The organism is Pseudomonas azotoformans (assembly GCF_900103345.1).
GTDB lineage: Bacteria > Pseudomonadota > Gammaproteobacteria > Pseudomonadales > Pseudomonadaceae > Aquipseudomonas > Aquipseudomonas azotoformans.
On sequence record NZ_LT629702.1, the window covers coordinates 1,457,042 to 1,472,287 of the forward strand.

Annotated in this window: 14 protein-coding genes; 9 read left to right on the forward strand and 5 right to left on the reverse strand. The window is 61.8% G+C overall.

Going from position 1 to position 15,246, the window contains the following annotated elements:
- Position 1 precedes the first annotated feature (1 nt).
- From BLR69_RS06030 to BLR69_RS06050, 5 genes are all read left to right on the forward strand, one after another.
- Positions 2 to 1,624, forward strand: a complete 1,623-nt coding sequence (locus BLR69_RS06030; protein WP_071495614.1) for an ArnT family glycosyltransferase — start codon at positions 2 to 4, stop codon at positions 1,622 to 1,624.
- A gap of 168 nt (positions 1,625 to 1,792) precedes the next feature.
- Positions 1,793 to 2,026: a type VI secretion system contractile sheath small subunit gene (locus BLR69_RS30900; RefSeq protein ID WP_134434912.1), complete on the forward strand. Its 234-nt coding sequence runs from the start codon at positions 1,793 to 1,795 to the stop codon at positions 2,024 to 2,026.
- Between the two features lie 175 nt (positions 2,027 to 2,201).
- Positions 2,202 to 2,912, forward strand: a complete 711-nt coding sequence (locus tag BLR69_RS06040) for an HPP family protein (RefSeq protein WP_071495612.1) — start codon at positions 2,202 to 2,204, stop codon at positions 2,910 to 2,912.
- A gap of 141 nt (positions 2,913 to 3,053) precedes the next feature.
- Complete coding sequence (locus BLR69_RS06045) at positions 3,054 to 4,157, forward strand: enoyl-CoA hydratase/isomerase family protein (RefSeq protein WP_071495611.1); 1,104 nt, start codon at positions 3,054 to 3,056, stop codon at positions 4,155 to 4,157.
- Between the two features lie 3 nt (positions 4,158 to 4,160).
- Positions 4,161 to 5,312 (forward strand): acyl-CoA dehydrogenase family protein, encoded by a 1,152-nt coding sequence (locus tag BLR69_RS06050; RefSeq protein WP_071495610.1) that lies wholly within the window; start codon positions 4,161 to 4,163, stop codon positions 5,310 to 5,312.
- Positions 5,313 to 5,423: 111 nt separating this feature from the next.
- Here the strand turns inward: BLR69_RS06050 and BLR69_RS06055 are convergent, their stop codons facing one another.
- The 4 genes from BLR69_RS06055 to BLR69_RS06070 are packed head-to-tail and all read right to left on the reverse strand — an operon-like array spanning position 5,424 to position 9,310.
- Positions 5,424 to 6,197 carry an enoyl-CoA hydratase gene (locus BLR69_RS06055; RefSeq protein ID WP_017738134.1) on the reverse strand — a complete coding sequence of 258 codons (774 nt, stop codon included), beginning with the start codon at positions 6,195 to 6,197 and terminating at the stop codon, positions 5,424 to 5,426.
- A gap of 11 nt (positions 6,198 to 6,208) precedes the next feature.
- A complete protein-coding gene (locus BLR69_RS06060) occupies positions 6,209 to 7,336 on the reverse strand; it encodes an acyl-CoA dehydrogenase (RefSeq protein ID WP_071495609.1) in 1,128 nt (375 codons plus the stop codon).
- Positions 7,337 to 7,345: 9 nt separating this feature from the next.
- A complete protein-coding gene (locus BLR69_RS06065; RefSeq protein ID WP_071495608.1) occupies positions 7,346 to 8,530 on the reverse strand; it encodes an acetyl-CoA C-acyltransferase in 1,185 nt (394 codons plus the stop codon).
- A 12-nt stretch (positions 8,531 to 8,542) separates the two neighbouring features.
- A complete protein-coding gene (locus tag BLR69_RS06070) occupies positions 8,543 to 9,310 on the reverse strand; it encodes an SDR family NAD(P)-dependent oxidoreductase (RefSeq protein ID WP_071495607.1) in 768 nt (255 codons plus the stop codon).
- A 198-nt stretch (positions 9,311 to 9,508) separates the two neighbouring features.
- Between BLR69_RS06070 and BLR69_RS06075 the strand changes: the two genes are divergently transcribed.
- The 4 genes from BLR69_RS06075 (at position 9,509) to BLR69_RS06090 (ending at position 14,806) form a co-directional block, all read left to right on the forward strand.
- Complete coding sequence (locus BLR69_RS06075) at positions 9,509 to 10,402, forward strand: bestrophin family protein (RefSeq protein ID WP_071495606.1); 894 nt, start codon at positions 9,509 to 9,511, stop codon at positions 10,400 to 10,402.
- 70 nt (positions 10,403 to 10,472) lie between these two features.
- Positions 10,473 to 11,531: a tetratricopeptide repeat protein gene (locus BLR69_RS06080; protein ID WP_071495605.1), complete on the forward strand. Its 1,059-nt coding sequence runs from the start codon at positions 10,473 to 10,475 to the stop codon at positions 11,529 to 11,531.
- 105 nt (positions 11,532 to 11,636) lie between these two features.
- On the forward strand, positions 11,637 to 13,139 hold the full coding sequence (locus BLR69_RS06085; RefSeq protein ID WP_071495604.1) for an ATPase domain-containing protein: 1,503 nt from the start codon (positions 11,637 to 11,639) through the stop codon (positions 13,137 to 13,139).
- Complete coding sequence (locus BLR69_RS06090) at positions 13,136 to 14,806, forward strand: ATP-binding protein (RefSeq protein WP_071495603.1); 1,671 nt, start codon at positions 13,136 to 13,138, stop codon at positions 14,804 to 14,806. The genes BLR69_RS06085 and BLR69_RS06090 overlap by 4 nt, the downstream gene beginning before the upstream one ends.
- Before the next feature lie 28 nt (positions 14,807 to 14,834).
- Here the strand turns inward: BLR69_RS06090 and BLR69_RS06095 are convergent, their stop codons facing one another.
- Positions 14,835 to 15,212, reverse strand: a complete 378-nt coding sequence (locus tag BLR69_RS06095) for a response regulator (protein ID WP_071488289.1) — start codon at positions 15,210 to 15,212, stop codon at positions 14,835 to 14,837.
- Positions 15,213 to 15,246 lie beyond the last annotated feature (34 nt).

The window sequence follows — 15,246 nt, forward strand, 5'->3', positions numbered from 1 at the left end:
CGTGAACAGAGTTCAACCGTCCCCGCTGAATGCAACGATCCGCCGCCAATCCCTCGGTTTGGGATTGCTGGCGTTGTTGCTGTTTATCGCCGGCAACTGGCACCAGGCAATCATTGGCTTCGACTCGCGCTTCGTGGTGTTCGCCCAGGAGATGCTACGCCATGGGCCCAGCTTCTTTCCCACCACGTACGGGCAGCCCTATGCGGATTACCTGGCGACCTCGACGCTGATGACCTGGCTGCTGTCATTGCCGTTGGGCCAGGTCACCAGCCTCACGGCCTGGCTGCCCACGGCAATTGCCTCGGCGTTTATCGTCATCCTGGTTTATCGGCTCACGGCCCCCTACTCCCAGCGCTGGGGGCTGCTGAGTATCGCGATCCTGTTGCTGAGCAGCACCTTTATCAGCGAAACCCGTGCGGTGTCCCTTGACCAGATGCTGGCCGCCATCGCCCTGGCGGTGTTCTACCTGGGTTATGCCCATGATCATTTCGGGGCGGCTAAACGCCTGCATTGGCTGTACCTGCTGCTGATCCTGGGCTTTGCCGTGCGCGGGCCGATTGGCCTGGTGATTCCTACGGGCGTGCTCTGCAGCTACTACCTGATCAACCGACAATGGCGCCAGCTGTTCAGTTTCGGCTTGCTCGCCCTGGCGCTGCTGGTGGCATGTGTGGGCCTGCTGTTGCTGATGGCCAAGTTGAGCGGCGGCGAAAGCTTCATGCAGGACGTGATCCGCATGCAGTTCCTCGGTCGCATGGATGGCAGCGAAGGTTCGAGCGGCACGTTGTACTACTTCACCAGTTCACTGGGCAACTACGCCTTGGCATATCCGATGGCGCTGCTGGTGCTGCTGGCCATGCTGCTCAGCGGGCGCCGTGCGCCGGGACCGGCATTGCAGTTGGTGTGGTATTGCGCCGCCGCAGGCTTGCTGGTGATGGTCGGCCTGTCGATTCCCCAGGCGAAAAAAGCACGTTACGTGCTGCCGATGCTGCCCATGGCGGCGATCATTGCGGCGTACCCGTTCCAGGTTGCGCATGGTCGACTCTTCGCCGGGCTGCGTGGGCTGCTGCTGGGGATCTGGACGTTGTTGCCGACGCTGTTGATCGCTGGCCTGCTGTTTGCGCGCCCGCGCTACCCCGAGCAATTGAGCCATCTCGGGTGGGTGTTCGGCGTGCTGGGAGGCCTGCAGGTCGTGGCCTTGTCGACCCTGTTCAAGACCCGCCTGCGCCCGGTCGGCCCGGCCTTTGCAGCGGTGTTGGCGGTATGGGCTACCTATATCCTGGTGGTCGAGCCGCTGGAGCGCAGTGTCTATGACACCCGCACCTTTACCTTGCAGGTTCACGAGCAAGTCATGCAACAGCGCGCACCGGTGGTGCTGCACGGCTTGGGCAAAGACGCCAAGGCTATCAAGTACATGGTCAACCTCGACTGCGACCAGGTGCCGTTGTTCACTCAGCAAGCCGCCGACCTCAAGCCACTCCAGGGACCCGCCTGGCTGGTGATGAGCCAAGCGGACTACGAAGGCTTGCAAGACCCGCGCTTTCGTTCCATCACGCCGACCCTGAGCGGCGAATTCGACCGTAACCCTTACGTGCTGCTGCACCTGGCCAAACCTGTGCAACCTTGAACCTGCGCCGGCACTGCTGGCGCGGAAAATTCCCACGCAGCTTTACGTAATGACTGGTGCCGTTTCTCTTTCCCGCGTCCAAAACCCGACGGTAAACTCGCTTGCCTGGTGCGGTATTCATGTACCGCCACCGGTCATGGGTGACCACAAGGACGAGAGGACAACGCCGTGCCAGATGATGCTTCGCTTGATAACCCAGCCTTGCCCAGCACCGAAGCGCATGTCGGCTATATTCCCCTGCCACCGCTGGACCGGCTGATGGGTCTGCGCGACGCACTGGTAGCGTTGAAAGGCCCGCTGGCCAGTGAACCCGGTTTGCAGGAAAACCTGCGCAAGCGTTTATTCGATGAAGAGTTCAGTAATCGAGTGCTGGGTAAAGTCTGCTGCTCGATAGCCGTCTGACCGTATTCCAATTCATTATTTTTGCATTCAACCTTCATTAATATGCATTGGCGCCTCCGTTCAACGCGCGGCACACTGCGTGGGTTCCTTCCCCCAAATGTTGGAACTTTCAAAGGGCTTTTCCGGGCAACCAGACAAGCCTTTTTTTTGCCCGCTGTTTATGGACTGCCTTCCAATGCTCACTCGCTGGTTCCCCGCTGCTATCAACACCCGCCCCACCGAATGGAGCCGTGCCGCGATCGGTATGGCGCTTGGCACCCTGTTCAGCGTCTGGTTGTGCTCCCAGGTGTTTGGCATGGATGTCGCGCTGCATCTGCTTGGCCCGCTGGGTGCGTCAGCCGTCTTGTTGTTCGCCGTGTCATCGGGTGCCTTGGCGCAACCCTGGTCGATTATCGGCAGCTACCTGTGCGCTGGCGTGATTGCCTTGCTGGTGACGCGTGTCCTCGGTCCGTCCTTGGGCGGCGCCTGCCTGGCGGCTGGCATGACCGTGGTGCTGATGTGCTGGTTGCGCTGCCTGCACCCGCCCGCCGGCGGCCTGGCCATGACGCTGGTCCTGGCAGACCCGGCGTCAGCGGCGCTGGGTTGGTATGAGCTGGGCGCGGTATTGCTCGGCGCAGGTGCGCTGCTGGCCTGCGCACTGGCGTATAACAACGCCACGCGCACACGTTATCCCAAAGGCGCGGCGCCAGCTCCGGCACCTCTCCCGTTCAACCCCAGAGCCGGCCGAGACCCTGCCATTACCGCCGCTGATTTGAAATTGGCACTGGCGGACATGGAGCAGTTCTACGATGTGGAACCCAGCGAACTGGAAGAGTTGATCCATGCGGCGGAAACCCACGCCAGGCGCCGCAGCATCGGTGAAACACTGGCCAGCCGGGTGCCTTGAGCCCGGCGCGTGCTTACTGCATAAATGCAAAAACGACCTGCAGGATTGAAGGTTGTACTGGGCAAATTTGCACTGGTACGATCGCGAGAAGGTTCATCCGTGAACATCTTGATAAAGAACAATAAAAGCAGGGAGTTATCGATGACTGCTCAGGTTTCATCCGAAGCAAGCCATACCGAAATACTTCAGGACGAAGTCCTCGCCGAGGTCCGCAACCACATCGGCCACCTCACCCTCAATCGCCCCGCTGGCTTGAATGCCATCACCCTGAACATGGTGCGCAGCCTCACGTCCCAGTTGCAGGCATGGGCCGATGACCCGCAGGTGTATGCCGTGGTCCTGCGCGGCGCCGGTGAAAAAGCCTTCTGTGCCGGTGGCGATATCCGCTCGCTGTACGACAGTTTCAAGAACGGCGACACCCTGCATCAGGACTTTTTCGTCGAGGAATACGCACTCGATCTGGCCATCCACCACTACCGCAAGCCAGTCGTGGCACTGATGGACGGGTTTGTCCTCGGCGGCGGCATGGGCCTGGTGCAAGGCGCTGACCTGCGTGTGGTCACCGAGCGCAGTCGCCTGGCGATGCCGGAAGTGGCCATCGGTTACTTCCCTGATGTGGGCGGCAGCTACTTCCTGCCGCGCATCCCCGGCGAACTGGGAATCTACCTGGGCGTGACCGGGGTACAGATCCGCGCGGCCGACGCGCTGTATTGCGGGTTGGCCGATTGGTACCTTGAGAGCCACAAGCTCGCCGACCTGGACCAGAAACTCGACCGCCTGCAATGGCACGACTCGCCGCTCAAGGACCTGCAAGGCGTGCTCGCCAAACTGGCCGTGCAGCAACTGCCCGATGCGCCGCTGGCCGCTCTGCGCCCCGCCATCGACCACTTTTTTGCGCTGCCGGATGTACCGAGCATCGTCGAGCAACTGCAGCAAGTCACCGTTGCCGACAGCCATGAATGGGCGCTGACCACCGCCAACCTGATGCTGACCCGCTCGCCCCTGGCCATGGCGGTCACATTGGAGATGTTGCGCCGCGGCCGCCGCCTGCCCCTGGAAGACTGTTTTGCCCTGGAGCTGCACCTTGATCGCCAATGGTTCGAGCGCGGCGACCTGATCGAAGGCGTGCGTGCCCTGATCATCGACAAAGACAAAAGCCCACGCTGGAACCCGCCCACCCTGCACGGGTTGGCCCTGAGCCACGTCGAGAGCTTCTTTCATCACTTCGAGAAGGTTGCGAAATAATCCATGCAAGATATTGAATACACAGAAGAACAAGTGATGATCCGCGACATGGCGCGTGACTTCGCCCGGGGTGAAATCGCCCCGCATGCCCAAGCCTGGGAGAAAGCCGGGTGGATCGACGACGGCCTGGTCGCCAAGATGGGCGAACTGGGCCTGCTGGGCATGGTGGTGCCGGAAGAATGGGGCGGCACATACGTCGATTACGTCGCCTATGCCCTCGCCGTCGAGGAAATTTCCGCAGGTGACGGCGCCACTGGCGCACTGATGAGTATCCATAATTCAGTGGGTTGCGGGCCGATTCTCAACTACGGCACAGATGAGCAAAAACAGACCTGGCTGGCCGACCTCGCCAGCGGCCAGGCGATTGGCTGCTTCTGCCTGACCGAACCCCAGGCCGGCTCCGAAGCGCACAACCTGCGTACCCGTGCCGAACTGCGCGACGGCCAGTGGGTGATCAACGGGGCCAAGCAGTTCGTCAGCAATGGCAAGCGCGCCAAACTGGCAATCGTATTTGCCGTGACTGACCCCGACCTGGGCAAGAAAGGCCTCTCGGCGTTCCTGGTGCCCACCGCAACCCCGGGATTCGTGGTGGATCGCACCGAGCACAAGATGGGCATCCGTGCGTCCGATACCTGCGCCGTGACCCTCAACCAGTGCTGCGTGCCTGAGGCCAACCTGCTGGGCGAGCGTGGCAAAGGCCTCGCCATTGCGCTGTCCAACCTGGAGGGTGGCCGCATCGGTATTGCCGCCCAGGCGTTGGGCATCGCCCGTGCGGCGTTTGAAGCAGCGCTGGCCTATGCCCGTGATCGGGTGCAGTTCAACAAGGCAATCATTGAGCACCAGAGCGTGGCCAATTTGCTGGCCGACATGCAAACCCAACTCAACGCCGCACGCTTGCTGATCCTGCACGCCGCACGCCTGCGCAGTGCCGGCAAACCCTGCTTGTCGGAAGCGTCCCAGGCCAAGCTGTTTGCCTCGGAAATGGCCGAGAAGGTTTGCTCATCGGCGATGCAGATTCACGGAGGGTACGGATACCTGGAGGATTACCCGGTGGAGCGTTACTACCGGGATGCGCGGATCACGCAGATTTACGAAGGGACCAGCGAGATTCAGCGGATGGTGATTGCCAGGGAGCTGAAGAACTATCAGATCTAGCAATGTGGGAGGGGGCTTGCCCCCGATAGCAGTGGGTCAGTAACAGGTAAGCTGACTGATCCACCGTCATCGGGGGCAAGCCCCCTCCCACATTTAGTACTGAGTGTCGGTTTATTTGTCTTTGAACTCCGGCGCCCGCTTGGCCACAAACGCCGCCATGCCTTCCTTCTGATCCTGCGTGGCAAACGCCGCATGGAACACCCGGCGCTCAAAGCGCACGCCTTCCGACAGGCTCACTTCAAACGCACGGTTCACGCTTTCCTTGACCATCATGCTGATCGGCACCGACTTGCCCGCAATCAGGGTGGCGACTTTCAGCGCTTCTTCCAGCAACTCATCGGCCGGCACGATGCGTGCGACGATTCCGCAACGCTCCGCTTCCACTGCATCGATGAAGCGCCCGGTCAGGCACATTTCCATCGCCTTGGCTTTGCCCACCGCACGGGTCAGGCGTTGGGTGCCGCCCATGCCCGGCAGTACGCCGAGGTTGATTTCCGGCTGGCCGAACTTGGCGCCGTCACCGGCGAGGATGAAGTCGCACATCAGCGCCAGCTCGCAGCCGCCGCCCAGGGCAAAGCCGTTGACGGCGGCGATGATCGGCTTGCGGCGGTTGGCCACGCGGTCGCTATCGCTGAACAGGTCGTCGAGGTAGATCTGCGGGTAGGTCAGCTCGGCCATTTCCTTGATGTCGGCACCGGCGGCGAAGGCTTTTTTCGAGCCGGTCAATACGATGCAGCCGATTTCCGGGTTGGCCTCCAGGCCGTCCAGTGCCTGGTTCAGCTCGCTGACCAGTTGCGCATTCAGGGCGTTCAGGGCTTGCGGACGGTTGAGGGTAATCAGCCCGACGCGGCCCTGGACTTCGAGCAAAATGGTTTCGTAACTCATGTATCGGCTCCTTAGAGATTGCGTGAGATGACCATGCGCTGGATATCGCTGGTGCCTTCGTAAATCTGGCAGACCCGCACGTCGCGGTAGATCCGCTCCAGTGGGAAGTCGCTCAGGTAACCGTAACCGCCCAGGGTTTGCAAGGCGGCCGAACAGACTTTCTCGGCCATTTCCGAAGCAAACAGCTTGGCCATCGAGGCTTCCACCAGTGCCGGCTTGCCGCTGTCGCGCAAGGCGGCGGCGTAATGCACCATCTGCCGGGCAACCGCGATTTGCGTGGCCATGTCCGCCAGGCGGAAAGCGACGGCCTGGTGCTCGATGAGTGGCTTGCCGAAGCTTTCGCGCTCGCGGGCGTAGTCGCGGGCTGCTTCAAAGGCGGCGCGGGCCATGCCCACCGATTGCGAGGCAATGCCTACGCGGCCACCTTCGAGGTTGGCCAGGGCAATCCTGTAGCCTTCGCCCTCCTCGCCCAGGCGGTTGGCGACAGGAACCTTCACGTCCTCAAACAGGATCTGGCAGGTATCGGAGGCATGCTGGCCGAGCTTGTCTTCAACGCGCGCCACGCTGTAGCCCGGCGAGTCGGTCGGCACGATAAACGCGCTGATCCCGCGCTTGCCCGCCGCCGGGTCGGTCACGGCAAACACAATCACCACACCGGCGTTCTGCCCGGAGGTGATGAACTGTTTGCAGCCATTCAGCACGTAATGGTCGCCTTCAAGGCGTGCGCGGGTTTTCAGGCTACTGGCATCAGAGCCGGCCTGCGGCTCGGTCAATGCGAACGCGCCGAGCATGGTGCCACTGGCCAGGGGCTTGAGGAATTGCTCTTTCTGCTGGTCGTTACCAAACTTGAGGATCGGCACGCAGCCCACCGAGTTGTGCACGCTCATAATGGTCGAGCAGGCGCCGTCACCGGCGGCGATTTCTTCCAGCGCCATGGCGTAGGCCAGGTAGCCGGTGTCGCAACCACCCCACTGTTCCGGCACCAGCATGCCGAAAAAGCCCAGCTCGGCCATCTCACCAATCGCTTCCTTGGGGAAGCGGTGCTCGCGATCCCACTCGGCAGCAAAGGGTTTCAGGCGCTCCTGGGCAAATTGCCGGGCAGCGTCGCTGATTTGCAGTTGTTCGTCATTGGGCAGCATGGTGGTTCCTTAATACAGGCATTCGACGGCCATGGCCGTGGCTTCACCACCGCCGATGCAGATGGCGGCAACGCCACGCTTGAGGCCCTTCTGGCGCAGGGCCGAGAGCAAGGTCACCAGGATCCGCGCACCGGAGGCACCGATCGGATGGCCCAGGGCGCAGGCACCGCCATGCACATTGACCTTGGCGTGGGGGATCTCCAGCTTGCTCATGGTCACCAGGCTGACCACGGCGAAGGCTTCGTTGATCTCGAACAGGTCGACCTCATCCAGATTCCAGCCGGTCTTGCTCATCAGCTTGCGAATCGCCCCCACCGGCGCTACCGGGAACAGCCCCGGCTCATCGGCGAACGCCGCATGCCCGTGGATCACCGCCAAGGGCTTGAGGCCACGCTTTTGCGCCTCGGACTGGCGCATCAGCAACAAGGCCGCCGCACCGTCGGAAATCGAACTGGCGTTGGCCGCTGTTACGGTGCCGCCTTCGCGGAAGGCCGGTTTCAGGCTGGTGATCTTGTCCAGCTTGGCCTTGGGTGGCTGTTCGTCATGCAGGATGGTTTTCTGCTCTTTGCCCACGGAGACCTGCACCGGGACGATTTCTGCGGCAAAGCTGCCATGGGTAATGGCTTCTTGCGCCCGGGTCAGCGAAGCGATGGCGAACGCATCCTGGGCCTCACGGGTAAACCCGTTGTGCAGGGCGCAGTCTTCGGCAAAGGTGCCCATCAGGCGGCCCTTGTCGTAGGCGTCTTCCAGGCCGTCGAGGAACATGTGATCAAGCACCTTGCCGTGGCCCATTCGGTAGCCGCTGCGCGCACGGTCGAGCAAATACGGCGCGTTGGACATGCTTTCCATGCCACCGGCAATCACCACGTCGACGCTGCCGGCCAGCAGTGAATCATGGGCCAGGATCGCCGCCTCCATGCCCGAGCCGCACATCTTGTTGAGGGTGGTGCAGCGCGTGCCCTTGTCGAGCCCGGCACCCAGCGCGGCCTGACGTGCCGGCGCCTGGCCGAGGCCTGCAGGCAGTACGCAGCCGAACAAAACTTCATCCACGGCATCGGGGGCAATACCGGCACGCTCGACGGCTGCGCGAATCGCCGCGGCGCCCAGTTGTGGCGCGGTCAGGCCCTTGAGGTCGCCCTGGAACCCGCCCATGGGCGTACGTACGGCGCTGACGATAACGATAGGATCGGTCATGGCAAATCCTCCTTACTTGGCCGCCATGCGCAAGGCACCGTCAAGACGGATCACCTCGCCATTGAGCATGCTGTTTTCAATGATATGCCGCACCAGCGCGGCGTATTCGGCGGGTTTGCCCAGCCGTGGCGGGAACGGCACACCGGCGGCCAGGGAGTCGCGAACTTCAGGGGTCATGCCGGCCATCATCGGGGTTTCGAAGATGCCGGGGGCGATGGTCATTACACGAATGCCAAAGCGCGCCAGCTCGCGTGCCGCAGGCAGCGTCAGGCTGGCAATGGCGCCCTTGGACGCGGCGTACGCCGCCTGGCCGATCTGCCCGTCAAATGCGGCCACCGACGCGGTATTGATGATCACGCCGCGCTCGCCGTCGGCGTTCGCCTCGGTCTCGGCGATGGCGGCGGCGGCCAGGCGCAGCAGGTTGAAGCTGCCGATCAGGTTGACGTTGATCACCTGGGCAAAGCTCGCCAACCCATGGGGGCCGTTCTTGCCGAGGATTTTCTCGCCACGCACTACACCGGCGCAGTTCACCAGCCCATGCAAGCCGCCAAATGCCGCAAGCGTCGCCTGCACCGCCGCTTCGGCAGCCGCTTCCTGGCTGATATCCGCGACGCAGCTGCGGGCGTTGTCGCCAAGCTGTTGGGCCTTGGCCGCCACCGCATCGGCATTCAGGTCCACCAGCATGACCTTGGCACCGGCGCCAATCAGCATCTCGGCAGTCGCCGCGCCGAGGCCTGATGCGCCGCCGCTGACCAGGAAGCTCTTGTTTTCAATCTGCATTGTTGTTTCCTTGAACGGTGCGAATTGTCGGAATAGTCGCCCCGCAGCCGCCACGCGGCAATGGTCAAAGCCTTCAACCTGCCTGACTGTTTTGGCCAGTCATCGACCCCACCGATCAGCCGGTCGGCCCAAGCGATTGGACGCTGGCGACGCTTGCTTCTAACCTGATGGTCTGCGCCACCAAAGAAGTCCCCCTGCATGATAGTCCGCCCCAAACCCAACCTCTTCGGCATCCTGTTTTCACTCAAGGGTTCGATTGCCAAGCGTATCGCCCTGCGCAGCCTGCTGGTCACGCTGCTCGCCTCGGTGATCGTGCTGGTGGAAACCCTGCACCCGGCGTACTTCTCCAAGGTCAACGCCACGCCGTTCACCTTGCTCGGGCTGTCGTTGTCGATCTTCATGAGTTTTCGCAACAACGCCTGCTATGACCGCTGGTGGGAAGGCCGCAAGCAATTGGGCCAGATGGTCATCGAAGTGCGCTCGCTGATCCGCGAAACCCAGGTACTCAGTGATCTGGCCGAGCGTACGGGCCTGCTGCGCAGCCTGTGCGGATTTGCCCACGGCCTGGTCGCACGCTTGCGCCATGAGGATGAAGCTCGGGCCATCAAGCCGTGGAGCACGTTCCAGGCCCATCACCCGAATCTCCCGGACAGCCTGCTGCAACAGCTGGGCGCGCGGTTTTCGGTGCTGGCCGAGCAAGGTGTGATCAGCGAGTGGCGCTACACCCAATGGGAAACCCGACTGGTGAGCCTCAGCCAGGTGCAGGCGTCCTGCGAGCGCATCAAGAGCACGCCGCTGCCCTTCCCCTACACCCTGCTGCTGCATCGCACCATTTACCTGTTCTGCATTTTGCTGCCGTTTGCCATGGCCGAGCCGCTGGGCTGGTTGACGCCAGTGTTCACCGCCATTGTCAGCTACACGTTCTTCGGCCTTGATGAAATCGGCGATGACCTGGAGGACCCGTTCGGTTTTGACGAGAACGACCTGCCCTGCAATGCCCTCCTGCGCACCCTGGAACGCGAAGTATTGGCGGCGCTCGGCGAAACCGAGTTGCCGCCGCCTCTGGAACCGCTGGACTACGTGCTCACCTGACGCGGGTTTGACACCCGCCGTGGTCTGACCGAAGCTGACGGCTTTGCTGCCCTCGCTTTCGGACGCCTGCATGTCAAAGTCACGCCGTTATTCCATCGTCGGCCTGTGCGCCCTGCTGTTGATTGTACTGATCACCTGGTATTTCTCCCGCGCCACCCCGGTAGCCGTACCGGCGGCCATCGCCCACGGGTATTCAAAAGCCTTGAAACAGGCGCGCAACGGTGAGCCCGGAGCGGCACGCGTGCTGTACCAGCAACTGGGTCGACCGGATTTATCACCCGAGCGTCGCGCTGCGTTGCATGCCGAACTGCCCAACTACCCCAGCCCCCAGGCCCTGAAGCTGGCAGACAAGGATCTGGCCAGCGAATCACCGCGGGTACGCGAGGCCGCCATCCACAGCATTGTCGGCCTGGTGCCAACCGGCCAACGCACGCTGCTGCTCGGCCCAGTGCTGGATGACCCCGAGCAGGACGTGCGGTTTGCCGCCGCCAACGCCTTGCTTGGCCTGTCGCCCGACACCCTGGGCCTGTACTTCGGGCCGTTGCAGCAGGTGCTGGATGAGTTCGTGAAAAAGCTCAAGGCCCAGCCCGAAACGGCCGAAGGCTGGATTCAACTGGCGCGCCTGTATATCCACAGCGCCCTGTTACCGGAGGCGCAAAACGCCCTCGAACAGGCCATGCGCCTGCAACCGGATAACCTGCAAGCGGTGGTCGCGCAGATCGAGTTGCTGGACAAACAAGGCAAGACCGAGGAGTCGCGCCAACTGTTGGCGCGCCAATTGGCCGCGCATCCGGAGTCAGCCTACCTGCAACATGCGCTGGGCATGTGGCTGCTGCATCATGGCGAACGTCCGTACGCCCTGCTCGGCCTGTCCAAGGCGGTAGAACTGGAGCCGGATAATCAGGATTACCGCTACGACCTCGCTACCACGCTGCATGCGCAAGAGGAACTGGAGGCTGCGCAACGCCAGTTGGAAGAAATCATCCAACGCCACCCGGCCAATCGCAAAGCCAGGGTATTGCTGGTCAATTATTGGAAAGAAAGCGGCCAGTTGCAGAACGTTCAGGTCCTGCTCGCGCAACTCGAACAACAGAATCCGGACGACCCTGCATTGCAGCAGGGCCTGTAGGCCGACTTAGAATTGTTGAACCGCCGCAAAGCGCTACGGTCAAGAGAATATGGCGCGTCCACATGGGCGCGCATCCTCTACTCGTATGTGACCTGAGGGAACTTCTTGTCTACATCCAAAGCGCAATTATCCGAAAAAGCGGTCATCGGCATTGAAGGTCTTGATGACATTCTTGCCGGAGGGCTCTCGCGCAGCCACCTGTTCCTGCTGGAAGGTGAGCCCGGCACCGGTAAAACCACGGTCGCCCTGCATTTCCTGCAGGCTGGCGCCCGCAACGGCGAGCGATCGCTGTACATCACCCTGTCGGAAACCGAACGCGAATTACGGCAAGGCGCCAAGTCCCACGGCTGGGACCTGGATGAGAACATTCATATCTTCGAACTGACGCCACCGGAGAGTCTGCTCAACGCTGACCACCAGCAGAGCCTGCTGTACTCCTCCGACCTCGAACTGGGCGAAGCCACACGACAAATCTTCGAAGTGGTGGAACGGGTCAAGCCCACCCGGGTAGTGATCGACAGCCTCTCGGAAATCCGCCTGCTTGCGCAAAGCTCCCTGCGTTATCGCCGGCAGATCCTGGCGATCAAACACTATTTTGTGCGCTACGACGCTACTGTCCTGCTGCTGGACGACTTGACCACCGAGTCCCTCGACAAGACCGTGCACAGTGTGGCCCATGGTGTTATCCGCCTCGAAGAGCTGACCCCCAACTACGGCGCCGAACGCCGGCGTGTACGGGTGGTGAAGTACCGCGGCCAGAAATACCGTGGCGGCTTCCACGACTTCACCATCATGCAGGACGGCGTCCATGTGTTCCCGCGCCTGGTGGCGGCTGAGCATCGCGGCGGCTATCAACGCGATACTTTGAGCAGTGGCATCAAGGAATTGGACGCCCTCATGGGCGGCGGCGTCGAGACCGGCTCCAGCAGTCTGATCCTCGGCCCGGCCGGTACCGGCAAATCGTTGATCTCGATGATTTTCGCCGCCGCCGCCGTGGCACGGGGTGAGAAAGCCGCGCTGTTTATCTTCGATGAAGAGCTGGGTCTGTTGTTCGAACGCATGAAGAACATGGGTATCGACCTGGCGGCCCTGCAGGAAACCGGTAACTTGCTGATCGAACAGGTTGATGCTGCCGAGCTGTCGCCGGGCGAGTTTTCACATCGGGTGCGACGCTGCGTGGATGAGCGCGGGATCAAGACCGTGGTCATCGACAGTATCAACGGCTACCAGGCGGCCATGCCCGAAGAAAACGCGTTGATCCTGCACATGCACGAGTTACTGCTGTACCTCAACCGCCGGGGCGCGGCGACGTTCATGACCGTCGCGCAACACGGACTGGTCGGCGATATGCAGACCCCCGTCGACATCACTTACCTGGCGGATACTGTCATTCTGCTGCGTTACTTCGAGGCATTGGGCAAGGTGCGCCGGGCGATTTCAATCATCAAGAAACGCACCGGCTCCCATGAGGCCACTATTCGCGAATACCGGATCGGCAGCCAGGGCATGACCGTCGGCGAACCGCTGGATAACTTCCAGGGCGTACTGCGCGGCATCCCGACCTACATGGGCGCCGGCTCGCCCCTACTCAAGGATGAGGACGCGTGACGGGCCTCTCTCCAGTGTCCGAGCGGGCAATTGTATTGGCGCCGATGGGCCGTGACGGCTCGTTGGCGCTGATGATGCTTAACGAAGCAGGCTACAGCGGCATCGTCGCCAGCAACCTGGGGGCCTTGTGCGAGGCGCTGGAAGACGGTGCCGGGCTGCTGATCATTGCCGCGGAGGCTCTGCGCGGGGTGGACCTGGAACCATTGCTGGAGTACCTGCATCAACAGCCGGCATGGTCGGATCTACCCATCGTACTGATGACCCACCATGGCGGCAGCGAGCAGAATGGCTCATCCCACCTGAGCGGCATGCTCGGCAACGTGACCTTCCTGGAGCGGCCGTTCCATCCGGTGACCCTGATCAGCCTGGTCAGCGCCGCCCTGCGCGGCCGCCGCCGGCAATACGAAGCCCGCGACCGCCTGATCGATCTCAGCGAAAGTGAACTGCGCCTGCAACGCACGCTGGAAACTCTTGAACAGCAAGTCGAGGAACGTACCGCCCAACTGCGCAGCAACGAAGAGGCACTGCGCCAATCACAGAAAATGGAAGCGGTCGGCCAGTTGACCGGCGGTATCGCCCATGACTTCAACAATATGCTCACCGGCATCATCGGCAGCCTGGAGCTGCTGCGCAGGCGTGTGTCCCGAGGCAAGTTGGACGATCTCGACAGCCTGATTGACCTGGGCGTGACTTCGGCCAACCGGGCCGCCGGCCTCACCCACCGCCTGCTGGCTTTTTCCCGCCGCCAATCCCTCGATTCCAAACCCGTGGAGATCAACCGACTGGTGACCTCGATGGGCGAACTGTTGCAACGCAGCATCAACGAAAGCATCCACCTGGACATGCGCCTGGCGGACGCCCTATGGACGGCCGAGGCCGATCCCAACCAGTTGGAAAGCGCCCTGCTCAATCTGGTCATCAATGCCCGCGACGCCATGCCCGGTGGTGGCAGCCTGTCCGTGGAGACCACCAACCGTCACCTCGACAGCGTGTTCACCGCCGCCTACGGCACCTTGAAACCGGGTGACTATGTTGAGTTGAGCGTCAGCGACACCGGCTGTGGCATCCCGGAAAACGTGATGGGCCGCGTGTTCGACCCGTTTTTCACCACCAAGCCCATCGGCCAGGGTACGGGCCTTGGGCTTTCGATGATCTATGGCTTTGCCCGCCAGTCCCATGGGCATGTGACCATCCACAGTGAAGTGGGAAAAGGCACCACGGTGAGCCTGTTCCTGCCACGGTTTGTCGGTGAGGTTGTCGCCGATGCCGTGGTGGATCCGGCGTTGCTGCCGTTCGCCAATGCCGGTGAAACCGTGCTGATCGTCGAAGACGACCCCGCCGTGCGGGTGCTGGTCAGCGCGGTGCTCAAGGAGTTGGGCTATGGGTTTGTGGAAGCTGTCGACGCCAATACCGCCGTGCCTATTATCGAGTCGGAACAGCGCATCGACCTGATGATCAGCGACGTTGGCCTGCCCGGTATGAATGGTCGTCAATTGGCGGAAATCGGCAGACAGATCCGCCCCGAACTGAAGGTGCTTTTTATCACGGGGTATGCCGAACATGCGGCGGTGCGGGGCGGGTTCCTGGACCCGGGTATGCAACTGATTACCAAGCCGTTCACTTTCGATCTGTTGACGGCAAAAGTACGGGAAATGATCAGGGATTAGGGCTGCAAGGAAGCAGCCCTTCAGCGTTTCACGCCAGCAACCGCTGGATATGCTCTTGCAGCGTATCCAGATCAAACGGCTTGGCCAGGATCGGCGCGTTGCGCGTAATCGGGCTGTTGCAGTCGAGGATTTCCTGCGGGTATCCGCTGATAAAGATCACCTTCAGCTCCGGCCGCAACAGCAGCGCTGGCTCGGCGATCTGCACACCAGAGATCCCTCCCGGCAAGCGGTAATCGGTGACCATCAGGTCCAGGTGAGGCTTGGTGGCCAGGATTTCGAAGGCCTGCTCCCCATCAATCGCCTTTAACACCCGATAGCCCAGGCCGGCCAGGTATTCACCCAGCACAAACATAATGGATTCGTCGTCCTCGACGATCAGAACGACATCTTGTGCATCTTCACTCATGGGAAGCCTTTGTCCGGTCAATAGCTGCAATTAC

Excerpts from the sequence above, each read along its gene's own strand:
- BLR69_RS06080 (WP_071495605.1), top strand. The coding sequence starts at position 10,473 with ATGTCAAAGTCACGCCGTTATTCCATCGTCGGCCTGTGCGCCCTGCTG.
- BLR69_RS06070 (WP_071495607.1), bottom strand. The coding sequence starts at position 9,310 with ATGCAGATTGAAAACAAGAGCTTCCTGGTCAGCGGCGGCGCATCAGGC.
- BLR69_RS06060 (WP_071495609.1), bottom strand. The coding sequence starts at position 7,336 with ATGCTGCCCAATGACGAACAACTGCAAATCAGCGACGCTGCCCGGCAA.
- BLR69_RS06055 (WP_017738134.1), bottom strand. The coding sequence starts at position 6,197 with ATGAGTTACGAAACCATTTTGCTCGAAGTCCAGGGCCGCGTCGGGCTG.
- BLR69_RS06075 (WP_071495606.1), top strand. The coding sequence starts at position 9,509 with ATGATAGTCCGCCCCAAACCCAACCTCTTCGGCATCCTGTTTTCACTC.
- BLR69_RS06040 (WP_071495612.1), top strand. The coding sequence starts at position 2,202 with ATGCTCACTCGCTGGTTCCCCGCTGCTATCAACACCCGCCCCACCGAA.
- BLR69_RS06095 (WP_071488289.1), bottom strand. The coding sequence starts at position 15,212 with ATGAGTGAAGATGCACAAGATGTCGTTCTGATCGTCGAGGACGACGAA.
- BLR69_RS06065 (WP_071495608.1), bottom strand. The coding sequence starts at position 8,530 with ATGACCGATCCTATCGTTATCGTCAGCGCCGTACGTACGCCCATGGGC.
- BLR69_RS06045 (WP_071495611.1), top strand. The coding sequence starts at position 3,054 with ATGACTGCTCAGGTTTCATCCGAAGCAAGCCATACCGAAATACTTCAG.
- BLR69_RS06050 (WP_071495610.1), top strand. The coding sequence starts at position 4,161 with ATGCAAGATATTGAATACACAGAAGAACAAGTGATGATCCGCGACATG.